This window comes from Flavobacterium psychrolimnae, assembly GCF_003312425.1.
GTDB lineage: Bacteria > Bacteroidota > Bacteroidia > Flavobacteriales > Flavobacteriaceae > Flavobacterium > Flavobacterium psychrolimnae.
In genome coordinates, this window is record NZ_QNUX01000014.1 from 1 (window position 1) to 19,011 (window position 19,011).

13 protein-coding genes are annotated in these 19,011 nt (G+C 34.2%); 3 read left to right on the forward strand and 10 right to left on the reverse strand.

Going from position 1 to position 19,011, the window contains the following annotated elements:
• Nucleotides 1-745 precede the first annotated feature (745 nt).
• Both DR980_RS16540 and DR980_RS13630 read left to right on the forward strand, forming a co-directional pair.
• Nucleotides 746-991 carry a transposase gene (locus DR980_RS16540; RefSeq protein WP_244199313.1) on the forward strand — a complete coding sequence of 82 codons (246 nt, stop codon included), beginning with the start codon at nucleotides 746-748 and terminating at the stop codon, nucleotides 989-991.
• Complete coding sequence (locus tag DR980_RS13630) at nucleotides 949-1,773, forward strand: IS3 family transposase (RefSeq protein ID WP_244199314.1); 825 nt, start codon at nucleotides 949-951, stop codon at nucleotides 1,771-1,773. Before DR980_RS16540 ends, DR980_RS13630 begins: the two co-directional genes overlap by 43 nt.
• Nucleotides 1,774-2,022: 249 nt before the next feature.
• Here DR980_RS13630 and DR980_RS13635 read toward each other — a convergent pair whose 3' ends face one another.
• The 10 genes from DR980_RS13635 to DR980_RS13680 all read right to left on the reverse strand — a co-directional run bounded on the left by DR980_RS13635 (nucleotide 2,023) and on the right by DR980_RS13680 (nucleotide 17,924).
• A complete protein-coding gene (locus DR980_RS13635) occupies nucleotides 2,023-2,934 on the reverse strand; it encodes a helix-turn-helix domain-containing protein (RefSeq protein WP_113637087.1) in 912 nt (303 codons plus the stop codon).
• 9 nt (nucleotides 2,935-2,943) lie between these two features.
• The gene (locus tag DR980_RS13640) at nucleotides 2,944-3,774 is read right to left on the reverse strand and encodes an SDR family NAD(P)-dependent oxidoreductase (RefSeq protein ID WP_113637089.1); all 831 of its coding nucleotides are present in this window, start codon (nucleotides 3,772-3,774) and stop codon (nucleotides 2,944-2,946) included.
• A 197-nt stretch (nucleotides 3,775-3,971) separates the two neighbouring features.
• Nucleotides 3,972-5,243 carry an acyltransferase family protein gene (locus tag DR980_RS13645; protein ID WP_113637250.1) on the reverse strand — a complete coding sequence of 424 codons (1,272 nt, stop codon included), beginning with the start codon at nucleotides 5,241-5,243 and terminating at the stop codon, nucleotides 3,972-3,974.
• A gap of 84 nt (nucleotides 5,244-5,327) precedes the next feature.
• Nucleotides 5,328-8,327 carry a glycoside hydrolase family 3 N-terminal domain-containing protein gene (locus tag DR980_RS13650; RefSeq protein ID WP_113637092.1) on the reverse strand — a complete coding sequence of 1,000 codons (3,000 nt, stop codon included), beginning with the start codon at nucleotides 8,325-8,327 and terminating at the stop codon, nucleotides 5,328-5,330.
• Between the two features lie 54 nt (nucleotides 8,328-8,381).
• A complete protein-coding gene (locus tag DR980_RS13655) occupies nucleotides 8,382-9,890 on the reverse strand; it encodes a sodium:solute symporter (protein ID WP_113637094.1) in 1,509 nt (502 codons plus the stop codon).
• A 64-nt stretch (nucleotides 9,891-9,954) separates the two neighbouring features.
• Complete coding sequence (murQ, locus tag DR980_RS13660) at nucleotides 9,955-10,782, reverse strand: N-acetylmuramic acid 6-phosphate etherase (protein ID WP_113637097.1); 828 nt, start codon at nucleotides 10,780-10,782, stop codon at nucleotides 9,955-9,957.
• Nucleotides 10,783-10,884: 102 nt separating this feature from the next.
• Complete coding sequence (locus DR980_RS13665) at nucleotides 10,885-12,081, reverse strand: exo-beta-N-acetylmuramidase NamZ family protein (RefSeq protein WP_167400567.1); 1,197 nt, start codon at nucleotides 12,079-12,081, stop codon at nucleotides 10,885-10,887.
• Between the two features lie 201 nt (nucleotides 12,082-12,282).
• Nucleotides 12,283-13,218, reverse strand: coding sequence for a DUF4397 domain-containing protein (locus DR980_RS13670; protein ID WP_113637099.1), 936 nt, complete (start codon nucleotides 13,216-13,218; stop codon nucleotides 12,283-12,285).
• 26 nt (nucleotides 13,219-13,244) lie between these two features.
• The gene (locus DR980_RS13675; RefSeq protein WP_113637101.1) at nucleotides 13,245-14,843 is read right to left on the reverse strand and encodes a SusD/RagB family nutrient-binding outer membrane lipoprotein; all 1,599 of its coding nucleotides are present in this window, start codon (nucleotides 14,841-14,843) and stop codon (nucleotides 13,245-13,247) included.
• Nucleotides 14,844-14,855: 12 nt separating this feature from the next.
• Entirely contained in the window at nucleotides 14,856-17,924 is a 3,069-nt protein-coding gene (locus DR980_RS13680; protein ID WP_113637103.1) for a SusC/RagA family TonB-linked outer membrane protein, read from the reverse strand.
• Between the two features lie 244 nt (nucleotides 17,925-18,168).
• Between DR980_RS13680 and DR980_RS13685 the strand changes: the two genes are divergently transcribed.
• Nucleotides 18,169-18,918 (forward strand): DeoR/GlpR family DNA-binding transcription regulator, encoded by a 750-nt coding sequence (locus DR980_RS13685; protein WP_113637105.1) that lies wholly within the window; start codon nucleotides 18,169-18,171, stop codon nucleotides 18,916-18,918.
• The last annotated feature ends 93 nt before the right edge of the window (nucleotides 18,919-19,011 follow it).

The following is a 19,011-nucleotide window of genomic DNA, read 5'->3' on the forward strand; positions in this document are numbered from 1 at the left end:
GGGTGGTCATTTTGCCCCGGAATTGGGTGGTCATTTTGAATTGGAATCAGGTGCTCACTTTAAATTGGAATTGGGTGGTCAATATCACTGGAATTTGCACTGTGTGTCATAATTTCGCCAAAAAAAAATCCAACAAGGAAAATTATTTTCGTGGTACAATAATGGTACAAAAAGGAACAAACTATCTGCAAATAAAGCTAAATAAACAGAAAGAAGAATCCCAGTTAAAATGCCGTTTTATGACATTTTAACTGGGATTCTTTGTTTTATTTTGTGATGTTTTGTGAAACCTATTTTCCGATGCAGAAATTAACAGCCCTGTATTTACTGGGGGTTACAGATCTCGAGGTACAAATAAGGTACTAATCTGAACAAAATAACGAGTCAAAAACAACAAACAAACCTTTATCAAATTTCAAATAAAATATAGCTTTGTAGATTTTGAAGTACTAAATTTCTAAGAACACATTAATCCAGTGGTTATTACAAAAGTATAAAATTTTGTATTCATTTATAATATTTTTTAATGGTTTTATAAGATATTTTTAAGTCCATAGGCAATATGGTTCGAACCCCTTATGGACCAATAATTGTTTTATATTTTAATTGACACTGTCGGGACAATTCTTGAACTGGATATGCTAACTTAGCCATCACAGAAAGTTAAGAAATAAACTTATTTTTAGCTTATGAAACAAGTCCGCAAAAAATTTATGACAAAGCTTTTAAAGAGAAAGCAGTCCAATTGAGTTATGATAGAACCAACATTTCAGAGTTCGCCAGAGAGTTAGGAATAACAGCACCACAGTTGTATAAATGGAGAAAAGAGTTCGAAGAGTTTGGAGAAAAAAGCTTTCCTGGGAAAGGAAAATTAAAACTAACTTCCGAGCAAGAAAAAATCCACGAACTGGAGAAAAGACTCAAAGATGCCGAGTTAGAGCGAGACATATTAAAAAAAGCAATCGGCATTTTTTCCAAGAGCTGTCGATGATTTATGGTTTCATTAAAAACAATGAACAACTATTCCCGATTGAAAAAATGTGCAAAGTTCTACAAGTGAGAAGTGGAAGTTATTACCGATGGAAAAAACTAATAATCACCGCAAGGCAGCAACTAAAAATTGCTATAAAAGAACAGATAACATTGATTTATTTTGAATCCAAGCAACGATATGGCAGTCCTAGAATAACGTTAGAACTTCAGAGTTTTGGATATAAAATTTCAAGAATTGCTGTAGCAAAATATATGAAAGAGCTAGGTTTGCGTAGTAAATTAAGCAAGAAATTCAAGGTAACAACCAACTTGAATCATAATTATTTAATCTTCGAAAATATATTAAACAGAGAGTTTATTGTTAAAATGCCTTCAAAAGTTTGGGTTTCAGATATCACCTATATCCAAACTAAAGAGGTATTTATCTACCTCACTACCATTATGGATTTACATGACAGTAAAATTATAGGTTGGAGTTTGAGTGACGGAATGAGTACTGATGAAACTACTCTTCTAGCATTGAAAATGGCAGTTAAAAACCGAAATATTGAAAAGGGTTTGATTTTTCATTCTGACGGAGGTGTTCAATATGCAAGCAAAAAGTTTGTCAGTGTTCTTGATTCCTATAAAAAAATAACTCGCAGTATGAGTCGTAAAGGAAATTGTTGGGACAATGCAGTGGCGGAAAGCTTTTTTAAATCCTTGAAAACCGAATTGATTTACGGAAACAAACTGATTACTAAAGAACAAATGAAACCCGAAATTTTTGAATACATTTAAATTTGGTACAACAGAAAACGCAGACATTCTGCTTTGAATTATGCAACCATTGAAGAATTTAACAATCAAATTAATTATAAAAATGTAGCTTAACTTAATGTGCAGTTTTTATTTGCATATCCAGTAGTATCTTGAGATCAATAAATGTCTACAACGAATATAAAACAAATAGTTAAAAATGCGACAAGTATTTACAAAAATTAACTAAGGTCAAACCAATGTATAAATGATATTGGCAGTTGTAATTATTCAATTAAATGATGTTCTGAATTGCAAAGGTGTTTGCTGTGTGTTTTTTTTAAACATGGTACTGAATGATTGGGGATATTCAAATCCCAAATCATAAGCGATTTCCTTTATGCTCAAATTAGTTGTAGAAAGCAGTTCTTTTGCTCTTTCAACCATGGATTCTTGAATATGTGTTTGCGCATTTCTGCCTGTAGCATTTTTCAATAAATCACTTAAATAATTGGGAGAGATATTGAGTTTTCCTGCAAAGTAGTTGACCGTTGGAATACCAGCTAGTTTAGCATCACTTTTTAGGTATGCATCCATTAATTCTTCCACTTTTGCGACTATGTCATTATTCACAGAACTTCGCGTTATAAATTGCCTATTGTGAAAACGTTTTGCATAATTGAGAAGCAGGTCAATATGCGAAACTATTAAATCCTGACTATAATGATCAATATTATTTTTTAATTCATCTTGCATTTGATGCATCAGAGACATAATGATATTATCCTCTTTTTCAGAAAGGTGAAGTGCTTCTGCTGTAGAATAAGAGAAGAATCCAAAATCACCAATAATCTTCCCTAATTCATAATGCCGTATAAGGTCTGGTTTAAAAACCATCATAAATCCTGACACAGGGTTATCGATAGGATGTGTGACAGAAAAAATTTGACCTGGTTTGGTAAAACTCATTACTCCTTCATCAAAATCATATCGACCTTGTCCGTACCTAAACTTGCCTGAGGCAGCTTTTTTAATCGCCACACAAAAGAAGTCATAATAAAAGCTGCTCCAAATTTCATTAGAATCAAATTTTAAATGCTCAAAATCAATCACGCTTATCAAAGGATGAATTGGTTTTGGCAAATTTAATAACCTGTGAAGTTCAGATATCGACTCAATTTTATATGGAGCAGTTTTTTTCATGGTAATTTTCTAAAAATCAGTAAATAAAGATAAAGTTTTCCATTGTTCCAATTCTTTTTTTTCATTTTTTCGAGCCCCCAAAATGGCATTATAGCTATCTGAACCCAAAGGAAGGTGTAAGGGCGGACTTGGCATTTCTGCAAGCTTAAGTACAACCTCTGCTAATTTTTCAGGATTACCTAACTGTTTGCCATCGAATCCAGTAAACTGCGCTATCTGTGCATCTAAATTATAGACGTCAATTTTATTTTTTGCAACACTGAGCGTTTCCTCATTCATAAAATTTGTTCGGAAAGTTCCTGGAGCCAAAATAGTTACTTTAATTCCAAATGGCGTAACTTCTTGTGCCAATGCTTCCGACAACCCTATCACTGCGTATTTCGAAGCGCTGTAGCTTCCATTACCAGAATAGCTCATATAACCCATCATAGATGCAGTGTTGATGATATGTCCTGAATTTTGTTTGCGTAGGTGCGGCAAGACATTTCTGACGATATTGGCAATTGCAAAAACATTTACATCCATTGTTTTTCTAAATTCATCATCACTTAACTCTTCAATATTTCCCAAAAGGTTATAGCCTGCATTATTGACTATAACGTCTATTTTACCGAAATTTTCTATACCAAGTAAGATAGCATTTTTAACCTCTTTCTCATTGGTGATGTCTAATTTTATTGGAAGCAAATTTCCCTTGTGTTCTTGAATTTTTTCCAGAAGCGTGTCCGTATTTCTAGACATTGCAATGACTTTATCGCCATTGCTCAAAACTGCTTTTGTAATTTCAAGTCCCATTCCTTTAGAGGCTCCTGTAATAAGCCAAACTTTTTCTGTACGCATAATTTTATTTTTTTACAAAATTACAAGGCATACAGATTTTAAAAGTTTTCAAATCAAGGATAAACGTATTTAAATCCAACAAACTTTTGACTTGCAAACATCTTATAACAACTAACCAAAACCCAATTTTTTCATCTATAAGAATCTTGGATGTGCAAACAAAAAATAGAGAAACTTATTACGATAATTTTTAGGGGCTATACTTTAAATATTAATTTATTTTTATAGAACACCCACAAGATTAGAGACCAAAAAATAGCATAGATGACCGCAAAAGTTAATGAAGCATTCATAGGATTACTGAAAATAGGAACAATACAAAATTTATAAAAATAACTCTGAAGATTGATTTGTTCAGTACTTTTCTCTGGGTTTTGAATTGTAATTGAGCTCAAAACTCTTGGAATAATTCCCGAAAAGAAAAACACAATCATAGGATTCACACCCCAAATTAAAAATAATTTTGTAAATTTTTTATAGTTTGCAACATCTATTAGGAAGTATAATAATGTTAGGCATAAGGTGGCGATGCCAGCAGAATATAGTACATAGGAACTTGTCCAAAGTGATTTGTTTATAGGAAATAGGATACTCCAAAGTAAGCCTGCAATTATTAAACCAAATCCAATGACTGCTATTTTTTTTAGAATTTCAGTTTGTTGGATTTTTAAATTTAATATTTGGCCTATGAACATTCCAAGAATTCCTGTAGCTACAGCCGGAACAGTGCTCAAAATTCCTTCTGGATCCCAAGTTTTGGAATAGCTCCATAGATGTCCTTTTAGTACTAAATTATCCAACCACGCAGCTAAGTTGGTCCCTTTTTCAAAATTTGCGGCACCAAATCCCGGAACTGGAACAAAAGCCATTACAATCCAGTAACCCAATAAAATTGATGCAGCAACCATAAGTTGTGTTTTCAGATTTGTTTTTAAATATAAAAGAGAGACCAAAAAATATACAATTCCTATTCGCTGTAAAACTCCTGGCATTCGTACATCCTTAAATGCTTCAATTTGACTGTATGCTAAGATTAGTAATATCGCTAAAATTCCAATAACGAGATAGGTTTTAATTTTTAAACTAAAGTTTCCTAAAAGTGCATAAGCGACTGCAAAGGTTATAATTAGCCTGAGAAGTAACAAGGAGATCCCCTCTAAGTCTAATAATTCAATTCTACTGAAATAATTTAAAAATAATCCTAAACAGAAAATTCGTAAGGATCGGACAATAATTTTATTAAAAACTACAGAGTCAAATTGTTTCGTTGGCATTGCAAAAGGGATTGCGCTACCCATTATAAAAATAAAAAAGGGAAAAACTAAATCGGTAGGAGTACAGCCGTGCCATTCTGCATGTGCCAAAGGCGGATAAATCGCAGCCCAACTTCCAGGGTTGTTGACAATAGTCATTAATAAAATGGTTAATCCTCGAAATACATCTAGTGAAATTAAACGCTCTTTTGTCATTTTTTTAAATTTAGATTCTTTCATTGCTGAATTCAATTATTTTAACCTACTTTTTTCAGTCTTATGAAAATGTTGTCAACACTTTTATTTGATAATAGCTTCCTGAATTATTTGCTGAATGTCTTCTCGAATTTTTTCTTTAGATAATTTATTTCCTTCATTGGATACTTCGGGATAGGTTCTATTGGATAGGAAAACATATACAATTTCTGTTTTGGGATCGACCCAAGCTATGTTTCCCGTGAAGCCGGTATGACCAAAACTGGATTCAGAAACGCATGCGCAGGTAGATCCGTCTTTCCCTATTCTTTTATCAAAACCTAAACCTCTATGAACTCCTTCAGAACTGTAATAGGAAGTGTTGAAGGCATCGAATGTTTTTTCGGAAAAATATTGCTTATTGCCGTAATTTCCTTTTTGTAAAAACAGCTGCATCATTTTGGCAACATCCATAGCGTTAGAAAAAATTCCGGCATGACCGGCTATTCCACCTTCCATTGCCGCTGCCATATCATGAACGTATCCCTGAACAACTTGGTGTCTAAAATAATTATCAACTTCAGTCGGTGCAATTTTATTTTTATCAAATTTTTCTAAGGGATTGTAGAGAGTATTATTCATTCCAAGTGAACTATAAAAATTTTTCTGACTTAAAACTTCTAATTTCTTTTTAGTTTTTCTTTCGAGGTATTCTTTCAGGATAATGAAGGTGAAATCGCTGTATTTGTATTCTCTTTTAATTGACAATGGGCTATTGGCAATGATTTTCATTATGGTATCGTGATAATCATTTCTAATAAAAAGACCGTCGGCTACTTTTGTGGAAAATTGCGAGTCAGCTATTTTATGATAGTATTTTTCCAAAGGTTTGTTTTCAGTGTCTAAAGTTGCTTTGTAAAATGGAATCCAAGCCTGAAGACCAGCATAGTGAGTCAGTAAATCCTTGAAGCTGATGTTTTCTTTATTTGTTTTAGAAAAAAGGGGAACCATTTTTTTTAATTTGGTATCCAGGTTCACTTTATTTTGATCGTATAATTGCATCACGTTAGGCAGAGTCGAAATCATTTTTGAAATCGAGGCTACATCGTATAAGTCTGAATTGGAAACTTTCGTGGTATTGTCATAAGTGTGATAACCATAGGATTTCTGGAAAATTACATTTCCTTTTCGAGCAACAAGCACTTGCATTCCAGGAGTCATTTTACCTTCAATTGCTTTTTGAACTATAGCATCGATTTTAGATAAAATGAGTGGATTCATTCCTTCATTTTCTGGGGTTGTAAAACCCAAACGGTTTAATTTTTTGGTTGATAAGCCCTCATTTATATGGAAGGATGAATTAATGGATACGGGTAATTTTCCTTTGGCCTCTATAGCTCCAAATAGTAATTCTGCTGAAACCACCTGACTTATATCAGAGTTTTGGTAGGAAACTACTAATCCTTCAATATCATCAAAATTAGTGATTGGCAATAGGGAATAAGGCTTTGTAAAAATATCCAAAATCACTTTGTTGTGCTTTGCAATTTTTTGTAACCATAGCAATTCAGTTTCCGTAAAATTCTGTTTTTCCCAAGTTTTGTTTAATTTATGGAAACTAATGATAACAGTATTGTATTTTTTTAATTCGGTGTTTAGACTATCAATATTGGTGTTAGATATTTCCGTTACTTCGGTATATTTTTTTAATGTAGTGACAAAAGTGCTGTTGACATCATCTCCCAGTTTTACGTATGCAATTTTCTGATCTAAATTTTTGATAGGAAGTATTTTCTTTTCATTTTTTAAAACAGTGATTGCATTTTCATACAATTTATAATGTAAAGCATCATTTTCTGAAGGATTGATGTCTTGAACTAAGTTTTCTAAAGCAATAGGCTTATATTTATTCAATCCCGCTTTGTACTTATAACGCAATATTTTTTTTACCGAATAAGCCAAACGTTCTTCGGTAAGAGTTCCATTTTTGTAGGCTGTTTCTAGTTTTTCGAAACCTGCCTGTACGTCTACTGGACCAAGTAAAATGTCATTTCCAGCAAGAATTACAGCTAATTCAAGATCACCAGGACCTAGGAAATCTGTGGCGCCTTTCATGGCTAAACCATCTGTAAAAATTAATCCTTCAAAACCCAGTTGCTTTTGAAGCAAGTTGGTTACTACATTATACGAAGCGGAAGAAGGAAGATTTTTTCTAGGATCTAAGCTTGGAATTTCAAGGTGTCCAACCATAACGGAGACCAAACCTTCATCGAATATTCTTTTGTAAGGAAACAGTTCCACCAAATCGATTCGTTCTTTTGAAAAATCAACCAAAGGCAATGTATGATGCGAATCGGCAGCCGTATCTCCGTGTCCTGGAAAATGTTTTCCGGTACTGAAAACACCTTGACCTTGAACGCCTTTCATGTAGGCGATGGCTTTATTGCTAACATTAGTTTTATCTTCACCAAAAGAACGGTTGCCAATAATTGGGTTTTTTGGATTGGTGTTGATGTCAAGAACTGGAGCAAAATTAAAATGGATTCCCATTCGCTTGTTTTCATTCCCCATGTTTTTACCAACTTTCTCAATTAAACTTAGATCTTCGATCGCTCCCAAAGTCATGTTCCAAGGATACCGATAGGTAGAATCTAATCGCATGCTCAATCCCCATTCGGCATCTATTGCAATAAATAATGGGACATCAGATTTAGACTGATACGCATTAGTTAATTTCGCTTGACGCATTGGTCCACCTTGAAAAAAAAGGATTCCACCAACTTTGTATTCTTCGATTAGGGCTTTAACTTCATTTTCGTGAACAGAATCTTTATTAGAATAAGCTGAAATCATATACAATTGGCCTATTTTTTCTCGACTAGACATTTTGTTGTAAATACTGTCAACCCAATTCGTTTCACTTTCAGAATTTTTAAAAAAAGTCTTTCTTTCTGATTTACTTTTAGGAACATAAATGTCTATTTCTTCTGAAAAGGAAGCTTTTTTTAAAGCGGTAATTGTATTGGTTTTTTTAGAAACAGCACAATTGGTAATCAAAAATATAAATGCGGCGTAGAGGCTAATCTTTATAAAGTAATTTTTCATCTAATTATTTTTTGGGACAATTGATTGGTCAATTATTTGTGTTTTTAATGTGATTTAAAAACTAATTTTTTTAATGCTATGGGAACTTGTCAGGAACAATCCTAAGTAAGTTAAGAGTCCGTTTAGTACTATTAATTCATTATCAAATACATAACCCGAAAACAATATTTTAGAGTTTTCATTTATTATATACGTGAAGAAAGGAGCTAATAGACAGATAAAGGGGACTAATTTATCATTTACGTTTCTTGATTTTTGAAACAGACCAAAAGCATATAATCCTAATAATGGGCCATAAGTATAAGAAGCAACCTTGAATATCATCCCAACAACAGAACTATCATTGATTGAATTAAAAATGAGTATTACTAAGAAGATTAATGCTGAAAAACTGATATGAACGATATGCCTTTTACGGACGGTATTTTGTTTATGGCTATTTTCGGCTTTACCCATTCCCAAAAAATCGACGCAAAAAGAGGTAGTTAAAGCCGTCAGAGCTGAATCGGTAGTGGCGAAAGTGGCAGCAATAATTCCCAATAAAAATACAATTGCCGGAATTGTTGATAAATGATTCAATGCGATTTCAGGAAAAAGCAAATCGGTTCTTGGTTTGCCTGTAATTAAATCGACAGGGATTGCAATTCCGTTTTTATCAGCATAAATATATAGTAAGGCACCAACACTTAAAAAGAAAATATTGATAATAACGAAGATTCCCGTAAAGGTAAACATGTTTTTTTGTGCATCACCAATGTTTTTGCAGCTCAGATTTTTTTGCATTAAATCTTGATCCAGCCCAGTCATGGCTATAGTTACAAACATTCCTCCTAATATTTGTTTTACAAAATGAAATTTACTTCCTAGGAAATCATCAAAGAAAAATATTTGTGAATAATTACTATTTTTAACTTCATTGAAAGCACTAACGGCACTTAAATTCATACTGTCGCAAATAAAATAGATCGTAAGGAAAACCGATGTCACAAGGAAAAAAGTCTGTAAGGTATCCGTAATAATAATTGTTTTCAATCCACCTCTGTAGGTGTAAGAAAAAATGAGCAGCAAGGAGATTAATACAGTTAATGCAAACGGAATATTATAATAATCAAATACAAAACGCTGTAATACTATTACCACTAAATAGAGTCTGAATGCAGAGCTTACCGTTCTGCTAATCAAGAAAATAGTGGCTGCTGTTTTGTAGCTGTAAAGCCCCATTCTCTGTTCTATATAACCATAAATCGAGGTTAGATTCATTCTATAATACAGTGGTAATAATAACTTTGTAATTATTATAAATCCGATAGCATTACCCAACACAAACTGAAAATATTTGAATTGTTCGCCACTCGCGGCGCCTACTTCTCCTGGAACAGATATAAAAGTTACTCCCGAAAGAGCGGTTCCTATCATCCCAAAAGCAACTAAATACCATTTTGAATTTTTATTGGCGGTGAAAAAAGCATCATTCCCATCATCCTTTTTGCTGACTCTATGTGAGATGTAGAATAATGTAGCGAAATAAACTATGATAAGGATTAGAATTGCACTTGGAGTCATTTTGTATCTTTATAGGTTTATTGTTTTTTATGAATCTGTAACAGACTTTAAAATAGTTTGTTGATTAAATTTCTAGATTTTTATTTTCAGCCAGTAAAACAGCTCTGACACTTTTGTGTTTTTTTAGTAATTCAGAAGCTAATTTCTCGTCAATGTGCAGTTCTTCTATAATCATTTCAACACCTCTTTGTACTAGTTTTTTATTAGACAATTGCATGTCAATCATTTTGTTGCCATAAATACGCCCTAGTTTAATCATAACAGATGTTGATATCATGTTTAATACTAATTTTTGAGATGTTCCAGCTTTCATCCTCGTACTTCCGGTAAGGAATTCTGGACCTACTATCAATTCAATAGGGTAGTCGGCTTGTTTCGAAATTAGACTATCACTATTACAGGAAATACTTCCAGTTACGATATTGTTTTCTTTCGCTTTTTTTAATCCGCCAATAACATAAGGAGTATTTCCCGAAGCAGCAATTCCTATAACCACATCTAAACTCGAAATGTCGTAGGCTGATAAATCTCTCCAGGCTTGATCAATGTCATCCTCGGCATTTTCTACTGCTTTTCTAATAGCGGAGTCGCCACCTGCAATGATGCCAATAATCCAATTGTCCGGAACTCCAAAAGTTGGCGGACATTCTGAAGCATCAAGAATACCTATTCTGCCGGATGTACCCGCGCCGATATAAAATAGTCTTCCACCAAGTTTCATTTTAGACACAATAATATCAACTAATTTTTCAATATTGGGAATTTGTTTTTCTATTATATCTGCTACTTTTTTATCTTCATTATTTATGCTACAGAGTAGTTCATTAGTACTCATTTTATCTAAGTTCGAATAGAGCGATTCCTGTTCTGTATCGGGATTAATTTTTACCATTTCTTATTTTTTACTGATTAGGGATTTTTTTTTGTAGGCCAGATTCAATGTTTGTATTTTATTAAAACAGGGTCCTAGTTTTATTTGACAATAAACAAGTATTTAATAGATTACATACTTCATGCGCATTTTTTTAAATGCTGTTAATCCATTTTTCCAACTTTTTCTTATTTTATTTTCTGAAATTCCGCTTTCAATTTGCTGCTGTAATTTTTTTGTCCCAGCAAGTTTTGTAAAAAAAGGATTGAAGAATTTAGTTTTGTCACTGGTATTTTGATAGGCTTTAATTAACCATTTTAGTTCTAATCGAGTTAGTTTAGGGTAAGCCGCTAAATCTTCACCAAAACACTCTTTTCCATTATAAAGTGGGTCTTTTGCTCCGAAATTTGGTTTTGGAGTAAAAGTAAAAGTGCTTATCGTTAAAAAAGGAGAACCATAAATTTGAAATTGTTTTTCGGTTCCGCGGCCCACACTCACATTAGTCCCTTCAAACAAGCACAAACTCGCGTACAGATTTATGGATTGGTCATTTGGTAAATTTGGAGATGGTTTTAGGGGTAAACTATATTCCATTGTTCGATTATAATCAAGGCAAGGAATAACGGTTAATTTGCATTGTGCAGCGTTTTTAAGCCATTTTTCTCCATTTATCATTTGCGCATATTCCCCGATTGTCATTCCGTGAAGGAGTGGAATAGGGTGCATGCCTACAAAACTGGTAAATTCTTTTTCTAAAAGTGGACCATCTATGATACTCCCATTAGGGTTTGGTCTGTCTAGAATTACAAGAGGAATTCCGTTTTCTGCGCAGGCTTCCATGACATAATGCAAAGATGAAATGTAGGTGTAGAAACGTGCTCCAACATCTTGTAAATCAAATAACATGATGTCAATTCCAACTAATTGTGCTGCTTTTGGCTTTTTATTATCACCATAAAGAGAAATAATTGAGAGTCCGGTTTTGGCATCTTTTCCATCAACGACATGTTCACCGGCATCAGCAGTTCCTCTAAACCCGTGTTCAGGAGCAAAAATGGTTTTGATGGCTATTTTTTTTTCTAATAAAAAATCTACCAGATGTATTTTGTTTGTCAGAATCCCAGTCTGATTGGTAACAATTCCAACCTTTTTGTTTTGTAACAAAGGGAGGTATTTTATATAATTATCAGCACCTGTTTTAATTTTTACAGAATCACTTGCGATTCTTTTCTTTGCACTGTTATCTTCTGAATGAGAATAGCAACTGATAGTAACCATTAGCATTAAAAAATAAATATTTTTTTTTAAAATAAAATACATTGTAGTGTTCTTTAAAAGTGACGAATTAATAAAATTGCTGTTGATTTAAGTACATAAGGAAGTGTGCCATAAATGAAATAGCTTTTTAGTTTAAATAGAAAATCTATTATTTAAAGGTAAAAACATATTTGCACTATAGGCCGACTGAAATTGGTAAACAAAAACCACTTTAGAATTTTCTGAAGTGGTTTTTGGTAAATCTTATTTATTGGTGTAAAATGTTATTACAGGAATGTTGATAGTTGTACTAGGTGCTCCTGCAGATAATCCTCCAGCATAACCTCTGCAATAAACGGTATAAATTCTACCTGCTCTTGGAACAAAAATACCAGTTCCTGAATTAGCTTGATTAGCTACAAGAGCTGGAGCGGTTAGAGTTGGGTTGTTTGATGCGGATCCTGCAACACGCAATTGCAATTGATAACCTCTGGTATCAGTAGGATCTTGTGGCTCTATAGGAATGAATTTTTCGTCTCCACCTTTGAAAGTTATATTCTTGTAGGTTTGAATCTCTTTTGTAATTACAGGAGTAATTCCACTTATTGAAGTTGTTTTGATAACGCCTAAGTCGTAACCAACTACAGGAGCGTTCGAAATAACATTTATAAAACGAATATAAGCTTTTGTTTTGTCAAGATCGGCTACTGATAAATCATCATTGACTTGAAACATTGAATACGTAACAGGTGCAACAGTTGGGAGTGAGCCAATTAGGAAATTGGTATAGGATTTACCTTTTTCGGTTACTAGTTTACCCACAAAACGTTCTACTGCCGGAATTTGAGGAACTGTTGCAGTGGCGGCAATTATTGGAGATACCGCGCTTATGGTCTGGTCACCTGATTTTACCAAAGCATAATTGATAGATCCCGGATATTGCAATCCGTAAGAAGTTCCAACAGGAAGACCAACACTAATCCCAACAGAGGAGATTTTCTCTGCTCCCAAAAAATAATTCACTTGAAAATTTGTTCCGTTTGCACCAACAGCGGCGTGAATAAATTTCACATTTGAAGTGTTTTCAGACGCACTTGTTGCATAAGGAGTAAAATCGTGTTCCTCTCCACAAGAGGCGAACATTACCATTCCTAGAATCGGTACTATGGATTTTACAATTGTGTTAAATATATTTTTCATTTAATAAGTTTTATAGGTTTGATAAATTACGGTTTAGAGAACCACATTTCTACAGTATGGTAATCTACTTTGTCTGCGCCAATTGCTTGTAAAGCCGTAAAATTCCATACATACTCTGAGTTGAATCTTGGACGAACTCGGTATGGCAATTTTCCATTATTATCAACAAATAAGCTAGTTGGGAAAGCCATGGTTTTGTAAATATTTACGTTGTCATAGCGGTATTTTCGCATATCTGTCCACGCTTCTAAATTACCGAAACCAAAAAGAGAGATATATTTTTGCAGGATTATGTGACTCATCGTCAAGTCAGCTTCCGCAGGAACTACATTTGCATTAGCAAGAAAAACTGATTTTTCTGACGTAGATATAGCAGTTGTGATTGGATATGTTGTACTACTAATAGTATTTGCATTTACAAAATCGATACTAGCTTCTATTCCTTTTTTGTATGCTGCTAAAGCCATAACTTTATCTCCTTTAATGAAAGCCGCTTCTGCCTTGATAAATTGAATTTCAGCATAAGTCATGATAGGAAACGGTGCTTTATCTCTAAAAATATATCTGCCGGGTGTTGTAATACTTCCTGCCAAGAATGTACCCCAAAGGTTAGGTATTCTACTTGGTCCCGCAGTCGAAGAAGCCGTAGTATTTAATGGATTACCTATAAAAGTATATTTGGTCGGGTCTGGATTTGCCGCTGATGCCGGAGCTGTTTCAGATGTTCCAATGGAAGGAGCTAAAATTCTTGACATGCGGGGGTCTACTGCGCCTGTGAATACAGATCCGTTCATTACTCTGACCATAAAATCAGTTTGGCGGAATGTTGAAATGTTGTTTCTACCCGGCCCATTGAAATTGCTATCAGCTGACACGGAGCCGTTGTAACTAATTAAGGCATTATCTGCATTTGATGCCAAAGATTTGTCGCAGGCTTCAATCACAGCTGTTGGGTTGTAACTAGCTTTATTTATTTGGTTATTCAAATTACGCGCTACTACACCCCAAGCAAATTTGGTCCATTTAGCTCTATCGCCGTTATACATTTTATCTCCCACGGCTGTGTAGGTACTAGAGACTTTACCATCTGTGCGAGCTAAGTCAACAACACCTTCGTTTATCAAACGCAACACTTCAGCATACACTTGTTCTTGTCCTACATAGTCAAAAGACATACGCTGCGTAAATGCTTGATCAAAATCAATCAATTCTGAATGATAATCTGTGGCAACTTGCCAGGACCAAGCTCTAATCACTTTTGAAATACCGGTAATGTCATGACGTTCTTCTGCAACTGCTTTTTCTTGCATTCGGGTCAAATTTAAGCCGATAGAAAAATAAGCCATCTTCCAAATTTCACCACCTGCATCATTATTTGCTGTATAGCCGTATCTATCCCAATCGTTTCCAGTGGTCGCATTACTGAAATATTGCACGTATCTTCCTAAATAGCGATTGTCAAACTGCAAACCCACAGCCATTTGTTGCTCAATTGGCGGCATTAAAGCTTGGGCAGAAACATCAACTGGGAAACTTGGGTTTTCATTCAAATCTTGCAAGTTGTCACACGAAACTACAATGGTCAACAGACCTATCGCAGCTATAAATTTTTTTATATTTTTCATTTTCTATAAGTATTAAAATCCTAATTTTACTCCCATGTTCAAACCTCGTGGTGTGGAAAGCGTCCCAAAGTCAAAACCAGCTCCTCCGGCTCCTCCAGACGAGGCATTTAATCCATTAACTGCAGGATCTGCCCCGGTATAATTAGTTATCATAAAAGCGTCTGTTAAGGTTAAGTTTAAAGACAGCGATTTTATAGCTGTTTTTTCTAATTTTTCGGGAGACATTCTGTAACTAATGGTAATGTCTCTCATGCGCAACCAGTTAATATTTTTTTCAATAAAGTCAGCATCAACGGCACCAGATCGGTAATATTCATTTTGATAATATGGCGTTACCATCACGTTATTCTGTGTAGGAGTAGCTGAGTTCTCTAGTCCATCTCTCAATATACCTTGTACAACGCGAGGTTGTTCTCTGTCTAAAGTTCTTGTGGAGATTCCATTTTGGTACATCCAAAATTCGGTTCCATTGAAAATATCTCCTCCTTTACGAAGGTCTAGTAACATTGATAAACTTAAATTCTTGTATTTGAAAGTGTTTTGAAAACCAAGTACAAAATCCGGATTTCTATCACCCGCGATAACAAAGTTTGGATTTTTAAGAGGATAACCTGTGCTTGGATCTATTAGTATTTGTCCTGCATTATTTCTTAAATAATCTACAGCTGTTATTGTAGTTAATGGACCACCTACTTTTACACCACCTCGAACATTTCCATAAAGCCAAGTATCAGATAAATAATATTCTGTCACTACTGTCGGAAGATTCAGTAGTTCTGAACGCGTTTTATTAAAATTGGCATTCAAATCCCAAGAAAAATTGGATGTTTTTACTGGAGTGGCGTTCAAGGTGATTTCTAAACCTTCATTTCTTAAGTCTCCAAAATTAGCAGATGTTAAAACGAACCCTGTACCGTAACTCAAACGCATATTTTTCAAGATTGGATCAACTGTTTTGGTGCTATATACGGTTACGTCTAGCCCTATACGATCGTCAAAAAATTTAATTTCTGTACCAAACTCAACAGACTTGCGAAACTCAGGAACTAAATTTGGATTAGCACCTGTTACTCCGTATGCATATCCGCCATTTGTAGTTAACTGTGGTTGATAAATAGGTACTGCAGAATAAGGAGAAGGGATGTTTGCTGCCTCAGCATACGAGGCTCTTATTTTTCCATAAGACAATATTCCTTTATCTTTTAAGCCCGGCAAATTAGAGAACATAAAACTAGTTGAGGCAGAAGGATAAAAGAAAGGATCAGGCAAGACAGAAACCCAGTCTTTACGTCCTGTCAACGATAAATATAAAATCTTGTCATAATCAAAATTTACCTCTGTAAAGAAACCTACGATTCGACTTTGAATGATTCTTTCTTGTGATCTTTGTGTTGTAGCTTCGGTATTATTAATAGAATTAAAATTTGGATCAAAATACTTATTTCCGGATGTAGATAAAATTCTAAAATAGTTATCATTAATAGCATTACCAAGCAAAATTTTAGTATTGAATTTTCCGAAAGATTTTTGGGCAGTTGCCAAGAAAGTCGTATTCAAGTTACTAGTGCTGTTATAGTACGTTTCTATGAAACCTCCTGTTGCTATTCCACCAGCTGATTCTGGATGAATTGCTCTGTATCCTTGACCTGAATTTACATCCCAACCTGCACGAGCTGTAAAATTTAACCATTCTGTTGGATCATATATTAATCCAACATTGGTAACAAAACGGTTGTTGAAATCTTCAGCCAAGTTCTTGTTTACGTCCCAAAATGGGTTGTCAGTTTCAGTATCCAATGCTCCGGAAGTAATTTTCCTTCTTGATCCATCAGTATTCAAATAATTACGTACATCATCATTTTGAGGCCAACCCAATAGTGTTAATAAATACCCATTACTACCAGTTAGTGAACCTGACCCACCTTTGGATGCTTTTTGATTTTCCGATTTTGTAAAACTAAAGGTACCTTCTGATTTAAATTTAGGTGAAATTTTTGCTGTAGCATTTAAGCTAGCGTTTAATCGGTTATATGACGTGTTAGGTGTAACGCCTTCTTGATCTAAATTACTCAACGACAATCTGTAGGAAGTAGTTTCTGAACCTGCTTCAAGCGACAAGTTATGTGTTGTAGATGTTCCTACTCTGAAAAAATTAGCCACATTGTCATAAAACTTCGTGTCTGGGGCAAATGCTTCTCCTAGTTGTCTTCTGTAATCAGTATTTGTTATTCCGTCAGCACCTCTTTGATATACTGACTGAGTTTCAGGGAATCGGTAGACTTGATCTAGTCTTGTATTGGTGGAGTAAGTAACTCTTCCCACTCCTTTTTTCCCTTTTTTAGTTGTAATTACGATAGCCCCGTTACCTGCTTGCATACCATAAAGCGCAGCAGCTTCCGGACCTTTAAGAATCGTTATTGATTCAATATCTTCAGGATTGATATCAGCACCTCTATTAGTGTAGTCTTGATTTCTATTGGGAGCATTTGAGATCATCAAACCTTGGTCCAAAGTTTCATTACTTACCGGCAAACCGTCTACAATATATAAAGGTGAATTGTTACCACTTAAGGAGTTTACACCTCTTAATTGGATAGCAGCAGAAGCTCCAGGAGCTCCAGTAGTGCTTGTCACTGTAAGACCAGCAATACGACCTTGCAGTGCGTTGGCAAAATTCGCACGTTGTGTATCTGCGATTTCCTGACCTTTAACCGCTTGTGCGGAATATCCTAAGGAAGACTTATCTAAAGTTCTACCCAGCGATCCTATTATTACGACTTCTTTTAAGCTTTCAACACTTTCAGTTAAAGCTACATTCATTGACGAGCCTGTTACCTGTATTTCTTTGGTTTCAAAACCAATATAACTGAAGCTCAGTATTTGTTCTGATGATGCAGCAATACTGAAATTACCATCAAAGTCAGTGGTGCTACTTTTAGTAGTACCTTTAATGAGTACTGTAGCTCCGGGTATAGGAATTCCGTCCGCTTTGTTTTTAACAGTTCCTGTAATTGTTTTCGTTTGTCCAAATGTAACTTGAACGAACAAAACCAATAATGAAATAAGGAATAATTTCTTCATAATTATTTTGGTTTTATGGTTGTTGAACAAATATATTTATTTAATGCATATAAATGCAATATTTAGTCTTATTTTTTTTTAAAATAAACTAAATGACGCAAAAAAATGCATATTTTGTTTAAAAACAGGCTATATGTTTATAAATTAATGATTTTGATGAGGTGCTCAATTGCAGTTGGTGGTGTTGCTGTACTTTTAAATGGAATTAATTGATATATTTGCCCTGAATTTTTAATTTAAAAAGATGCTGAAAGCCGAACGACATAAATACATAATGACTAAACTTATTGAAGATCAGAAGGTCATTACGGCTGATTTGGCTTTAGATCTAGATTTGTCAGAAGATACCATACGAAGAGATTTAAATGATTTAGATGACAAGAATTTACTCAAGAAGGTTTATGGAGGGGCGATACAGACAGTCGAAAAACCTAGTGATGTTTTCGATATTGTCATAACGGCTGAGGAAGAAAAGAGAAAAATTGTTTCTAAAGCATTGTCTTTGTTACATGATGGACAGGTAATTATAATGAGTGGAGGAAGTACGAATTTGGTTTTCGCTAAATTGATTCCTTCGGAGTTAAAAGCTACTATATATACCTATAGTTTACCTATAGCAATGCAATTATCGCAGCATCCTAATATAGATTTAATATTTATTGGTGGAAAAATGCAAAAAAATGCAATGGTTACCATAGGAATGGATGTGATTCAAGTTTTGTCAAAGATAAAAGCAGACATTTGCTTTATTGGCGCTAGTAGTATTAATGTAAAACAGGGTTTGACAGAAGTGGGCTATGAGGTTTCTATCGTCAAAAAGGCAATGATTGATTCCTCTGACAAAGTGGTTTCTATGTTTTCTTCTAATAAATTAAATACTAAAATGCCACACATTGTATGTGATATCAATCAGTTAGATACCATTGTTACGGACTTAGATCCAGAAGATGCAAGCTTGGAAGAATATAGAAAACTAGGAGTTTCTATATTGTAATTTTAATCGCAACTTAAAAATGCGTTATTTTGCGTTATTTTAATTTAATTTTATTAAATAACGCAAAATAAAATATTTCGTTTTGTTTTTTAG